Source organism: Streptomyces sp. WZ.A104 (assembly GCF_002382885.1).
Lineage (GTDB): Bacteria > Actinomycetota > Actinomycetes > Streptomycetales > Streptomycetaceae > Streptomyces.
This window is the reverse complement of record NZ_NWVL01000020.1, coordinates 28772-41096: the sequence shown is the minus strand read 5'-3', so window position 1 is coordinate 41096 and position 12325 is coordinate 28772. Positions and strand designations below refer to the sequence as shown.

Here is a 12325-nt window from a genome sequence, read left to right as displayed (position 1 = left end):
GTCGGCCGTACGGAGCGCGGCCTTGCGGAGCAGTCGGTGGCCGGTCTTGCGGGGCGGCCGGCGGTCGCTCTCGCTCAGCGGCCCGTGGTCAGCCGTGCAGGGCGGCCACGGCTGTCGCGAGCGCTCGGGGCACATCCTCGATCCTCGTGTGCCTGCCGTCCCGGACGATGTGCCGCCCCGCCACGACTGTGTGCCGCACATCAGCGGCGGAGGCGGCGAATACGGCGGTCTCCGCTGCCAGCCGGGACACGGCTCCGGCCGTTCTGACGGAGTCCAGGGCGACGGTCGTCAGATCGGCCGGGGCGCCCGGTTCCAGGACGCCTGCCTCGGGGCGGCCGAGTGCGGCGTGCCCGTCGGCGGAGGCGGCCCGGAGCAGGGCGGCGGCCGTCCAGTGACCCCGGATGTGGGTGCGCAGACGCTCGTTGAGCTCCATCGCCCGCGCTTCTTCGAAGAGGTCGATCACGGCGTGGCTGTCGCTGCCCAGCGAGAGCGGCGAGCCCGCCTGCTGGAGGGCGACGGCGGGGCCGATGCCGTCGGCCAGGTCGCGTTCGGTGGTGGGGCACATGCAGGTGCCGGTGGTGGAGGAGCCGAGCAGAGCGATGTCCTCCTCCGTCAGATGCGTGTTGTGGATGCCCGTGGTGCGCGGGCCGAGGACTCCGTGGTCGGCCAGCAGCCGGGTGGGGGTGCGGCCGTGAGCGGCCCGGCAGGCGTCGTTCTCCGCGGTCTGCTCGGAGAGATGGACGTGGAGAGGGGCGCCACGCTCCTCGGCCCACCGTGCGACGGTGGCCAGCTGGTCCGCCGGGACCGCGCGGACGGAGTGGATGGCCGCGCCGATCAGGGTGTGGTCGTCGCCCTTGAGAAGCGAGGCTCGCTCGGCCCACGCCTCGGCGGTCGTGTCGGAGAAGCGCAGCTGGTGCCGGTTGGGCTGTTCGCCGAATCCGGCAGCGAGATAGGCGGTGTCCAGCAGGGTGATCCGGATGCCCGCCTCGGCGGCGGCCGCGATCAGCGCCTCGCCCATGGCGTTCGGGTTGGCGTAGGGCGTGCCGCCGGGCGCGTGGTGCAGATAGTGGAATTCGCCGACGGAGGTGATGCCGGCCAGGGCCATTTCGGCGTACGTGGCACGGGCGAGGTCGAAGTAGGTGTCCGGGGTGAGCCGGGAGGCCGTCCGGTACATGAGCTCGCGCCAGGTCCAGAAGGTGCCCGAGCCCACCTGGACGGTGGCGCGCAGGGCCCGGTGGAAGGCGTGGGAGTGGGCGTTGGCGAGGCCGGGGAGGGTCAGACCGCGCAGGACGGTCGCGCCGGGCGGCGGTGTCCCGTCCCCGGTCCTGATCCCGGCGATGCGGCCGCCCGCGACGTCCAGGGTGACGCCCGGCTCGACCTGGTTGCCGAGCCAGGCGTGGTCCATCCAGTACGTCGCGGTGACGGGCGCGCCCCCGGCCCGATTCGTCAGCTGCACGCGAGACCTTCCAGTACGTCGGCGAGCGCCTCCACCCCGGCTGTGCAGTCGTCCTCGGCTGCGTGCTCGGCAGGTGAGTGCGAGATTCCGGTGGGGTTGCGCACGAAGAGCATGGCGGTGGGCACCGAAGCGGACAAAATACCCGCATCGTGGCCCGCGCCGGTGCCGAGGACGGGTACGGGCCGGCCCGTGTCGCCGGTGCCCTCCAGGATCTTGCCCAGTTCGTCGCGCAGGGCGTGCTCGAACTCGACCACGGGCGTGAAGGACTCCCGTACGACGTCGAGATCGATCCCGGCCCGCTCGGCGTGCTCCCGGGCGGCGCGCTCGATGCCGGTGACGACGGCGTCCAGGGTGGCCTGGTCGGCGGCGCGGGAGTCGAGCCAGCCGCGTACGAGGGAGGGGATGGCGTTGACGCCGTTGGGCTCGACCGCGATCTTGCCGAAGGTGGCGAGCGCACCGGTCAGTTCGGCCTCGCGGCGGGCGGCGAGCACGGTCTCGGCGTACGTGAGCATAGGGTCGCGGCGGTCGGCGAGGCGGGTGGTGCCCGCGTGGTTCGCCTCGCCCCGGAAGTCGAACCGCCAGCGGCCGTGCGGCCAGATGGCCGAGGCGATGCCGACGGGGTCGCCGGTGAGGTCGAGGGCCCGGCCCTGCTCGACGTGGAGTTCGACGAACGCGCCGATCCGGGCGAGCCGTTCCGGGTCGGGGCCGATGGCCTCGGGGTCGTATCCGGCGCTCTCCATGGCGGCGGGCAGGGTGATCCCGTCCGCGTCGCGGAGACGGCGGGCGTCGGCGACGGCGAGCTGCCCGGCGGCGAGCCGGGACCCGACGCAGGCCAGACCGAAGCGGGCGCCCTCCTCGTCACCGAAGTTGGTGATGGCCAGCGGCCGGGTGAACTCCACTCGCCTGCGGCGGAGTTCATCGAGCGCGGCGAAGGAGGAGACCACGCCGAGCGGTCCGTCGAAGGCCCCGCCGTCCGGGACGGAGTCCAGGTGGGAGCCGGTGACGACGGCGTCCCCGGCCAGGGGGTCGCCGAGCCAGGCCCACTGGTTGCCGTTGCGGTCGGTCTCGTGGACGAGCCCGCGCGCCTCGGCCTGCGCGCGGAACCAGGCCCGGCAGTCGAGGTCCGCCGCCGACCAGGCGTAACGCCGGTAGCCGCCGCTGTCGGGGTGGCGCCCGACGGGAGCCAGCTCGCGCCACATCGAGAGGAAGGAGTCACCCGCGCTCCACTGCTGCGACCCCGCATCGGGTGGGGTGGCGGATGCGCCCGCGGGCATCAGTTGCCCTCCGCCATCGGTACGCGAACGCCCTTGTCCGTGGCGACGGACTCCGCGATGTCGTAGCCCGCGTCGACGTGGCGGATGACTCCCATGCCGGGGTCGTTCGTCAGGACGCGGCGGATCTTCTCGCCCGCGAGCTTCGTGCCGTCGGCGACGGAGACCTGGCCCGCATGGATGGAGCGGCCCATGCCGACGCCACCGCCGTGGTGGAGGGAGACCCAGGAGGCGCCGGAGGCCACGTTGACCATGGCATTGAGCAGCGGCCAGTCGGCGATGGCGTCGGAGCCGTCGAGCATGGCCTCGGTCTCACGGTACGGGGAGGCGACCGAGCCGCAGTCCAGGTGGTCGCGGCCGATGGCCAGCGGGGCGGCCAGTTCGCCGCTAGCGACCATGTCGTTGAAGCGCTCGCCGGCCTTGTCGCGCTCGCCGTAGCCGAGCCAGCAGATGCGGGCGGGCAGGCCCTGGAAGTGGACGCGCTCGCCGGCCATCTTGATCCAGCGGTGCAGGGACTCGTTCTCCGGGAAGAGCTCCAGCATCGCCTTGTCGGTCTTGTGGATGTCGGACGCCTCGCCGGACAGGGCGGCCCAGCGGAAGGGTCCCTTGCCCTCGCAGAAGAGGGGGCGGATGTAGGCGGGGACGAAGCCGGGGAAGTCGAAGGCGCGGTCGTACCCGGCGAGCTGGGCCTCGCCGCGGATGGAGTTGCCGTAGTCGAAGACCTCGGCCCCGGCGTCCATGAAGCCGACCATGGCCTCGACGTGGCGGGCCATCGACTCGCGGGCACGCTGGGTGAAGTCGGCGGGCTTCTCGGTGGCGAGGTCGGCCATGTCGTCGAAGTCGACGCCGAGCGGGAGGTAGGCCAGCGGGTCGTGGGCGCTGGTCTGGTCGGTGACGATGTCGATGGGCGCGCCCTCGGCGAGCATCCGGGGCAGCAGCTCCGCCGCGTTGCCGAGGAGGCCGATGGAGAGGGGGCGGCGGGCGTCGCGGGCCTCGACGGCGAGCTGGAGGGCGTGCTCCAGGCTGTCGGCCTTGACGTCCAGGTAGCGGTGTTCGATGCGGCGCTCGATGGCACGCGGGTCGACGTCGATGCAGATGGCGACGCCGTCGTTCATAGTGACGGCGAGCGGCTGGGCGCCGCCCATGCCACCGAGTCCGGCCGTCAGCGTGATGGTCCCCGCGAGCGTGCCGCCGAACTTCTTCGCGGCGACGGCGGCGAAGGTCTCGTAGGTGCCCTGGAGGATGCCCTGGGTGCCGATGTAGATCCAGGACCCGGCGGTCATCTGGCCGTACATGGTGAGCCCGAGGGCCTCCAGACGGCGGAATTCCTCCCAGTTGGCCCAGTCGCCGACCAGGTTGGAGTTGGCGATGAGGACGCGGGGCGCCCATTCGTGGGTCTGCATGACGCCGACGGGCCGCCCGGACTGGACGAGCATCGTCTCGTCCTGCTTGAGGGTCTCCAGCGTGCGGACCATCGCGTCGAACGAGCGCCAGTCGCGTGCCGCCTTGCCCGTGCCGCCGTAGACGACGAGCTTGTCGGGGTGCTCGGCGACCTCGGGGTCCAGGTTGTTCTGCAGCATGCGCAGGGCGGCTTCCTGCTGCCATCCCAGGGTGCTGAGAACGCTGCCGCGCGGCGCTCGTACGGGGCGGGGTCCTGACATGGCGGTGCCTCCTCGCGACGGTGAATATCTATTCACATCCTGATGCCCTGAATAGTCGTAGTCAACAGGTGCGGTTCGCGCCGCGACGGGGAAGGCGTGTTCCCTACCCACCCGGCGGCGGCACCGGAAGCACCGGTGAGCACTGCCGACACACACCCCCACAACCGCCCGGCGCCCGAGGGCGAGGGCGGATCGCCGCTGGAAGCGGTGAAGTCGGGCGGCGTCGATTTTCCGCCGAAACTCTTCGCGCCGATCGCCCTGTCCGCTGTCGCCAACCCGGCCCTGGTCACCATCACGATGGCCTCGCGGCTCTGCTACGGCATGGCCGACGAAGACATCCTGCCGCCCGCCCTGCGCAAGGCGCCGACCCGCCGCCGCACCCCCCGGGCCGGGATCGCCTTCGTCTCCGCCCTGACGATCGGCCTGGTCTCCACAGGCGGGATCGAGGGGCTCGGCGAGGCCACCTCCTTCCTGCTGGCGTGTGTCCCCGTCGTGGTCAACATCGCCGTGCTGGTGCTGCGCGGAGACCGGACGGACCACCGCCACTTCCGTACACCGACCGCCCGACCCGCGCTCGGCGCGCTCACCTCGCCGACCCTGGCGAGCCCGCTCACCAACCAGAGATCCGGCGTGTACGTACACGTCGGCGTCCTGCTGCTCGCCGGGATCGGGCTGCGGGCGGCCGACAAGGCAGTGCTGACGGCCCGCGGGAAGTCCGGCCCCGCGCTTACCTGACGGAGCCTCACCCTCCGCCTGGACCGCCGCATTCAAGCCGCTCCTTTACACCCTGGAACGCATGTACCAAAGGAAAATGCCAGAACCCCCACCCGCCGTGAGCACGATGCGTAGCCTCTGCGTTACAGCCGTACGCCAGGTCGGGAGGGGAAATCCGCGTGCCCGGAATCGACGAGTGCCTGCTCGAAGTCATGAGGCTGCCCGGTGCCCGGGGCGCCTCGGTGGTCGACTGGACGAGCGGTCTCGCCCTCGGCACCATCGGGGAATCCCCCAACGGCGACCACGAGGCGACGGCGGCCGAGACGGCGGAAGTCGCCCGGATGACCGCCGAACAGCCCGCCTTCGCCCGCCTGTCGACCGGGGGCGGCACCGAACGCCCCAAGGAAGCGCCGAGCACCCCCGTCGAGGACGTCATCGTCACCACCCACGACGGGTACCACATGCTCCGTTTCGTCGAGACGGCCTTCGACAGCAGCGTCTTCCTTCATCTGTGGCTGGACCGCTCCGAGGGCAACCTCGCCTTCGCCCGGCTGCGCCTGGGTGAGCTGGCCGAACGGCTGGTACTGGCATGAGCACGATAGCCGCCGCCCCCGGCGCACAACCTGACGCACACCCCGGCACAGGGCCGGGTGCTCGCTCCGGCACCTCCTCCGGCACTCGCTCCGGCGCACAGTCGGAGGCATCGGCCCCGGACCGGCTCCCGGTCCTCTCCCCGATGCTCCAGCGCCTGGCCGCCGAGCGTGCCACCGGCGCCCTGATGCGCGACCACGGCACGCTCTATCTGGCCGATGGCCAGGTGGTGCACGCCGAGAGCCCGGCCACCCCCGGCATCGACGTGCTGCTCACCACCGGCGGGACGCTGCGGCACGAGGGCTGGTGGGACGCCGTGGCCCAGGCGGGGGCGGGACGCCGGGTCGGCCGCTATCTGGTGGACAGCGGTCACGTGCCGGGCGGCGCGCTGGAGCTGTGCCATCTGGGCGCGCTGTACGACGCCGCGTTCTTCGCGCTCGCCCCGACCGGTACGCCCGCCCGGTTCCGTTACGGGGTCTCGCACTGGATCGGCCCGGTGCGGCCGGTCCCGGTGGCCGCCGTGGAGCGCGAGACGCTGCGCAGACGGGAGTTCCTGGACCGGATCTGGCCGGACGCCGCCTGCGACAGCGCGCCGCTGGTCCGGACGGCGGCTCATCTCGCCGATGCCCCGGTCCCGGCCCGGCAGCGCCGCGTCCTGGAGCTGGCCGACGGGGTGCGCACCACCTCGGACATCGCCCAGGCGCTGGGCCGTTCGGCGTTCCACATCCTGGTCGACCTGCGTCGGCTCGCCGCGGCCGGTCTGGTGGCGGCGGTCCGCTCGCAGCCGCCGCCCGGCGCCACCGCACCCGGCCGGATCACGCTCCCCGAGGTGACGGCCGACCCCGATATCGCCCTGCTGCGCCGACTCCGAGACGCATTGGAGGCCCTGTGATACGCGCGCTCAGACAGCGTGCCGGGAGGAGACAGCTGATGGTGCCCGAGGCCGAAGTGCGGGATGTCCTCGACGAACTCCAGCGGTTACGGGCCCGGGTCCCCCTGCTCTCCGGGGCGCTGGCCGCCTCGACCGACGGGCTCGTCCTGGCCCACGACACCCCGGGCGTCGAGGCGGAGGGTGTCGCCGCCCTCACCGCCGCCGCCCTCGGCGTCTCCATCCGGATGACCGACGCCACCGGCCGGGGCGGCTTCCGGGAGCTGCTGGTCCGCGGCGGCAGCGGCTACATCGCGACCTACGCCGCGGGCTCCTCCGCCGTCCTGACCCTGCTGGCCGAGGACCGCATCAACGTCGGCCGCCTCCACCTGGAGGGCCGCCGCGCGGGCGCCCGCATCGGCGAACTCGTCGACTCCGCCCTGGAACGCGCCGAGCGCCCCGCCCCCGCACCCCGTACCGCCCCGCCCCGCCCGGCCGGCGCCCCGAACAGCGCCCTGCCGCAGCGCCCCACGTAGCCCCCCACTCGTAGCACCAAGACCACCGGGACTGACGCCATCACGCGGAAACCCACGCCACTCACACAGAAACGGACCCGGTCACCGCGACCGGCCACGGAAAGGAAACGAGCCTCCATGGCGAACACCGAAGCGTCACTGAAGGAAGCGATGACCTCGATCGAGGGCACCACGGGTGTCGCCCTCGTCGACTACACGAGCGGGATGGCCCTGGGCACGCTCGGCGGCGGCAAGGACTTCAACCTGGAAGTCGCCGCCGCGGGCAACACCGACGTGGTCCGCGCCAAGCTCCGCACCATGGAGCACCTGGGCATCAAGGACGAGATCGAGGACATCCTCATCACGCTGGGCACCCAGTACCACCTGATCCGGCTGCTCAAGACCCGGGGCAACAACGGCCTCTTCCTCTACCTGGTGCTGGACGCCGGCCGCGCCAACCTGGCGATGGCCCGTCACCAGCTGAAGAAGATCGAGGCGGACCTGGAGGTCTGACCTCGGTCCGTCAGCGGTTCCGGCCTCACCGGCGGCGACGCCGCGCCCCGCCCGGCGCGGCGTCCCCCGCCACCGGGCCCGTCGTCCGGTGCGCCCTGACCCGCTTGCCGACCGGGCTGCCGTGCCCGGCCCAGTCGGTGCGCACCCAGTACAGGACGTCCTCGCCGCGTTCCCGCTGCCCGATCCGTACGGCCTTCAGCCAGAGGCCCACGCCCGCTCCCGCGAGCAGCAGTCCGCCGGCCCCCGGCAGCGCGAACGAGGACGCGACCGCCCCGACGAACGCGGCAAGCAGCCACCACCGGCGCCCGCGCCGCCAGGCCCGTACGGTCACGGCCCGGTCCTGGAGGAAGTCGCCGCGCCCGGCCCGGGAGGCGCCCCGCGCCAGTTCCGCGTACCGCCCGCCGCGCGCCACGAGCACCACGGCCGCGGTGATCAGGAAGAGCGCGGCCCCGGCGAGCAGCCCGATCCGGCGCCCGGCCAGCCCGGGTACGAACGCTCCCGCCGCCGCGGCCACCAGACCCGACCACCACAGCGGCGCCGCCCCGGCCCGTACGGCCACGGCCACTCTCGCCAGCGACTGTCCTCCGCGCGCCACCTGCGTACCCCTCTCGCTCCCTGTCTGCCGGACGACCCTGTGCCGGTCGTTCCGGGCGCGGAGGTTAGCGGCCGTACATGAGGAATGCCTGAGAGAGGAACGCCTGAGAATCGGCGAAGGGGCCCATCGCGGGGCCGCTCACTCCACGAACAGGCCGCGGGCCGCCGCCCGTACGTCGAACTCCTCAAGCCGCGCCTGGGCCTCGGGGAGTTCGTCGCAGATCGCCTCCAGCAGCACCCGCCCCAGCAGCATCGGGGCGCAGACGGTGTCGAAGGAGAGCCCGGAGCCGATGGCCGCCGGAAGCAGCAGATCGCTGTGTTTGGCGACGGGCGCGAAGGCCGAGTCGGCGACCGTCACGACGGCCAGCCCCTGGTCCTTGGCGTACGCCAGCGCGTCCACGCACTCCCTGGGGTGGCGAGGCAGCGCGAAGCACATCAGGGCGGTGGCCCCGGCCCGCCGGGCGGAGTCGATCCGGTCGAGGAGCATGCTGCCGCCCTCATCGAGCACCCGGACGTCGGGGTGCACCTTGGCGGCGAAGTAGCCGAAGCCGCGGGCCTGTGAGGACGCGGCGCGCAGCCCCAGCACCGGCAGCGGCCGCGACCCTGCCAGCAGTCGGCCCGCCCGCTCGACGGGGGCGGGGTCGGCGAGCAGGTCGGACAGGTGCTGGAGGTTCTCGATCTCGGCGCGGACGGCCTGCTGGTACTCGTTGTACGTGTCTCCCGCGTCCTCCGGCTCCGCGTCGGCGGGGGCGACCTCGCGCAGGTGCCTGCGCAGCGCCGGGTAGCCGTCGAAGCCGAGCGCGACGGCGAAGCGGGTGACGGAGGGCTGGCTGACCCCCGCCAGCTCGGCCAGCTCGACGCTGGACAGGAACGGCGCGTCGGCGGCCCGGCGGACCATGCAGTGCGCGATGCGCCGCTGGGTGGGCGTGAGCCGGTGGCCCTCGAAAAGCCGCTGCAACCGTGCGGCGGGGCTGCTCCCGCTCATGGTGTCCCCTTGCTGAGTCCATCGCGCCACGACCGGCGCCGACCGTTCTATTCAGCCAGGAAGGTCGCTGTATGTCCATATGCAGGGGCGGGTCGGGAGCGGAACAGGGCGGGCAGGGACGGACGGATGTGTGGGCGGTGCCGACGGATACCCCGGAGCCCGTCGCGATCGGCGCCAGGCGCTCCCGACGATATGAGGTATTCCGTCTATCACCGACGGACAAGGAACCCCGTTCACAGCACACGCACCGGCGGTAAAGCCAAGAATTTCCCCCGGGTTGCCAGCCAGATTGCGCCAATAACATGGCGGGAACATCACCTCCGGCCACTGATTGAGCCAACTACGCTGGCAGCGTCAACCGGACGGAAGGATATTTAAGAGAGCGCTGAAAACATGAGGCCCACGAGTGCAATCTGCTCACGAATAGGCTGGAACATTCGTGACGGTAGCCGCTTCCGCGCTCCTGGCGGGTGAGTACACCACTCCCGCCGCCGACAAAGAGGGGACACCGTTCACCCACAAGGTGAACACGCCCCCTTTCTCCGACTGCGCCATTTTGATGACAATCCCGACTCCACTCCGCACATGGAGCTTTCGCTGTGCCCGAACCAGCTGGGAAAGCCGTGCAGTGTCGATGAGGGAACCTTTTCCTGCTTGAAACCTGCTCCACTCACGGACAAGGAAACAAATGACCGACGAAATGGTGCTTCGTGCCCAGAGATTCATCAACACCGCCTACGGGAACGGGGCGACCCTCGGCATACCCAAGCTTGAGGAGAACGGTCGTACCGGCTGGACCGTCATGTACGCCCTCACTCGCGCCTTGCAGTACGAGATGGGCATCAGCGCCCTGTCGAACAACTTCGGCCCCGGCACCCTGTCAGCACTTCAGGAGAAGTACGGAAAGCTCGACGAGACGACGATCCCGTCGGCAAAGTTCTGCCGGATCATCCAATCCGCCCTCTACTGCAAAGGCTACGACGGCGGTGACATCGACGGAATATACAGCTCCCGCGTCAAAGCTGCGGTAACGAAGCTGAACAGCGACATGGGCATCGGTGTCACCTATCCCGGCAGTGCTCTGTGGCCGAAGGCGGTCAAGGGCCTGTTCAATATGGACGCCTACGTCACCGTCAACGACGGCTCGGCCACCGTTCGTTCCATCCAGCAGTGGCTGAACGGCCGATACATCCAGCGCAAGGACTTCTACGTCATCCCCTGTGACGGTCACCACTCCCGCGACGTCGCCAGGTCGATGCTCCTGGCGATCCAGTACGAACTGGGTATGGCCGACGGTGTCGCGAACGGGGCGTTCGGTCCCGGTACCCGGGCCGGCTTGAAGAGTCACACCGTGTCGACCGGGTCCTCCGGCGTGTGGGTGCGGCTGTTCACAGCCGCCATGGTGCTCAACAAGCGTCCGGTGCCCTTCGCCAGCTCGTTCACCTCCGCGCTGGCCAGTGAGGTCAGCACCTTCCAGTCGTTCCTGCGGATCGCGGCCAACGGGCGGGGCGACTACCCGACATGGGCCTCCCTCCTGGTCTCCTACGGGGATCAGACCCGTCAGGGCGAGTCGTGCGACGGCATCACGAAGATCACGCCTGCCCGCGCGCAGACTTTGAAGGCAGCCGGATACAAATATGTCGGCCGTTACCTGTACAACCCCTCGACGACGTCCCTCCCCGAGAAGGAGATTCAGCCGGGGGAGCTCGCGACCATCAAGGAGTACGGGCTCCGCTGCTTCCCGATCTACCAGACGTGGGCACGCTCGGTCGACTACTACAGCGTCGCGCAGGGCGTCACGGACTGTCTGACGGCGGCGTTCAAGGCCGAGGAACACGGGTTCAAACCCGGGGCGCGCATCTACTTCGCCGTCGACTACGACGCGGTGGACGAGGACGTGACAGCGTACATTCTGCCGTACTTCCGGAGCGTCAAGGAGCAGATGGACAGGCTGGGCAGCCCGTACAAGATCGGGGTCTACGGCCCGCGCAACGCATGCTCCCGTATCTCCGAAAAGGGGTACGCGGACGCCAGCTTCGTATCGGACATGTCCTCCGGGTTCTCCGGCAACCTCGGCTATCCCATGCCCGAGAACTGGGCCTTCGACCAGATCGTGACCAAAACAATTGGTTCGGGCGACGGCCTGATCGAGATAGACAACAACATCGCCTCCGGCCGGGACACCGGCCAGGGCGACTTCTACCCGCCTCCCTCCCAGAAGCTGGACACCGGATTCGACGTGGATTTCTGGTCGGCCCTGTCGAAGGAGGTCGAGGAATACATGCAGTCGATCGGTAGACCAGGTGGCACTGAGCGCCTGTACACCCTCCGGGAGTGCCTTGAAACGATCATGGCGCATGACGCCGCGATCACCTCGGCATCCCGTAGCCACCGCATGCGCAAGGCCCTTGTCCAGACGTCGGCCTTCTGGGAGTTCTGCCACTACAGCTACAGGGACGCGGCGGAAGACGCGGGTGTCGTGCTCCACCACACCGGTGTCGTACCGGACTGGGGCAAGGACCTGCCCGGTGTCACCAGGACGGTCGACAGCAGCACGGGAATCGCCAGGATCTCGGGCCGCACGTGCATCCTGTCGCGCAACAACTCGATCCGTGCGGGGCTTCTGGACGGCAAGGTCCTGGATTCCGCCGCGGACAGCGATCGTTGGGCCATGTGGCAGAAGGTCAATCAGGACAAGGTGTTCAACCTGACCACCGTGCCGCACCTTCACATATGGGCAGCCGATGGGAAGAAGGGCGACGTCGAGGAGGAGGCCCCGATCCGCCGCCCCTCCCTCGACTACACCGAAACGGAGACCTTCGAGGTCCTCCGCCGGTACCCGGCCAGGGGCACGGAAACCGAGGCACACGCGCGGGAGAGGATGCCGCTGTACGCCATCTTCGAGAAGTACAACCGCATCGTTCGTGAAGCCTGACAGACCGTGGTCATCGCCTCCGCCCCCTGGCGAGGGCACGCCCCCGGAACCCTGATGGTCGTCTCCTTCGTGGGAATCGCAGCGCTCGTGAGCATCACGGTCTACCTGTGATCGAACGGTCGCGACCACTCCGTCCTCGTCCCCGAATACATCAACCCGGCCGTCGCCGTCCTGACACTGCCGGCGCTTCTCAGCGCCGTCGCTCCCGTCGTTCTCCACCCC

The 12325-nt window shown here is 70.4% G+C and carries 10 protein-coding genes and 1 pseudogene; 6 read left to right on the top strand and 5 right to left on the bottom strand.

Translation table 11 applies throughout. The features are described 5' to 3' along the window. Window positions 1-88: 88 nt before the first annotated feature. From CIB93_RS13415 to hutU, 3 genes are read right to left on the bottom strand one after another with little or no spacing between them, the layout of a single operon-like run. Window positions 89-1456 carry a formimidoylglutamate deiminase gene (locus CIB93_RS13415; RefSeq protein ID WP_096627025.1) on the bottom strand — a complete coding sequence of 456 codons (1368 nt, stop codon included), beginning with the start codon at window positions 1454-1456 and terminating at the stop codon, window positions 89-91. Further along, window positions 1447-2730: an allantoate amidohydrolase gene (locus CIB93_RS13410; protein ID WP_179500090.1), complete on the bottom strand. Its 1284-nt coding sequence runs from the start codon at window positions 2728-2730 to the stop codon at window positions 1447-1449. Before CIB93_RS13410 ends, CIB93_RS13415 begins: the two co-directional genes overlap by 10 nt. After that, the gene (gene hutU, locus CIB93_RS13405; RefSeq protein WP_096627024.1) at window positions 2730-4388 is read right to left on the bottom strand and encodes a urocanate hydratase; all 1659 of its coding nucleotides are present in this window, start codon (window positions 4386-4388) and stop codon (window positions 2730-2732) included. Before hutU ends, CIB93_RS13410 begins: the two co-directional genes overlap by 1 nt. A 180-nt stretch (window positions 4389-4568) precedes the next feature. On the opposite strand from hutU, the pseudogene CIB93_RS13400 reads away from it, so the two are divergent. The 5 genes and pseudogenes from CIB93_RS13400 to CIB93_RS13380 all read left to right on the top strand — a co-directional run. Next, window positions 4569-5123 (top strand): annotated as a pseudogene (locus CIB93_RS13400) (amino acid permease); the annotation flags it as partial. Window positions 5124-5281: 158 nt separating this feature from the next. Beyond that, window positions 5282-5695, top strand: coding sequence for a hypothetical protein (locus tag CIB93_RS13395; protein ID WP_096627023.1), 414 nt, complete (start codon window positions 5282-5284; stop codon window positions 5693-5695). 143 nt (window positions 5696-5838) lie between these two features. Beyond that, the gene (locus CIB93_RS13390) at window positions 5839-6585 is read left to right on the top strand and encodes a hypothetical protein (RefSeq protein WP_096627022.1); all 747 of its coding nucleotides are present in this window, start codon (window positions 5839-5841) and stop codon (window positions 6583-6585) included. Window positions 6586-6623: 38 nt separating this feature from the next. After that, window positions 6624-7097, top strand: coding sequence for a roadblock/LC7 domain-containing protein (locus tag CIB93_RS13385; protein WP_096627021.1), 474 nt, complete (start codon window positions 6624-6626; stop codon window positions 7095-7097). 117 nt (window positions 7098-7214) lie between these two features. Continuing rightward, window positions 7215-7589: a hypothetical protein gene (locus tag CIB93_RS13380; protein WP_096627020.1), complete on the top strand. Its 375-nt coding sequence runs from the start codon at window positions 7215-7217 to the stop codon at window positions 7587-7589. A gap of 25 nt (window positions 7590-7614) precedes the next feature. Here the strand turns inward: CIB93_RS13380 and CIB93_RS13375 are convergent, their stop codons facing one another. Next, entirely contained in the window at window positions 7615-8154 is a 540-nt protein-coding gene (locus CIB93_RS13375) for a hypothetical protein (RefSeq protein ID WP_096627019.1), read from the bottom strand. Between the two features lie 168 nt (window positions 8155-8322). After that, complete coding sequence (locus tag CIB93_RS13370) at window positions 8323-9168, bottom strand: MurR/RpiR family transcriptional regulator (RefSeq protein WP_096627018.1); 846 nt, start codon at window positions 9166-9168, stop codon at window positions 8323-8325. A gap of 688 nt (window positions 9169-9856) precedes the next feature. On the opposite strand from CIB93_RS13370, the gene CIB93_RS13365 reads away from it, so the two are divergent. Then, the gene (locus CIB93_RS13365; RefSeq protein WP_096627017.1) at window positions 9857-12103 is read left to right on the top strand and encodes a glycoside hydrolase domain-containing protein; all 2247 of its coding nucleotides are present in this window, start codon (window positions 9857-9859) and stop codon (window positions 12101-12103) included. The last annotated feature ends 222 nt before the right edge of the window (window positions 12104-12325 follow it).

What these genes read in the sequence shown, in the direction of transcription:
- hutU (WP_096627024.1), bottom strand. Translation starts at nt 4,388, where the DNA reads ATGTCAGGACCCCGCCCCGTACGAGCGCCGCGCGGCAGCGTTCTCAGC.
- CIB93_RS13390 (WP_096627022.1), top strand. Translation starts at nt 5,839, where the DNA reads ATGCTCCAGCGCCTGGCCGCCGAGCGTGCCACCGGCGCCCTGATGCGC.
- CIB93_RS13385 (WP_096627021.1), top strand. Translation starts at nt 6,624, where the DNA reads ATGGTGCCCGAGGCCGAAGTGCGGGATGTCCTCGACGAACTCCAGCGG.
- CIB93_RS13380 (WP_096627020.1), top strand. Translation starts at nt 7,215, where the DNA reads ATGGCGAACACCGAAGCGTCACTGAAGGAAGCGATGACCTCGATCGAG.
- CIB93_RS13410 (WP_179500090.1), bottom strand. Translation starts at nt 2,730, where the DNA reads ATGCCCGCGGGCGCATCCGCCACCCCACCCGATGCGGGGTCGCAGCAG.
- CIB93_RS13370 (WP_096627018.1), bottom strand. Translation starts at nt 9,168, where the DNA reads ATGAGCGGGAGCAGCCCCGCCGCACGGTTGCAGCGGCTTTTCGAGGGC.
- CIB93_RS13365 (WP_096627017.1), top strand. Translation starts at nt 9,857, where the DNA reads ATGACCGACGAAATGGTGCTTCGTGCCCAGAGATTCATCAACACCGCC.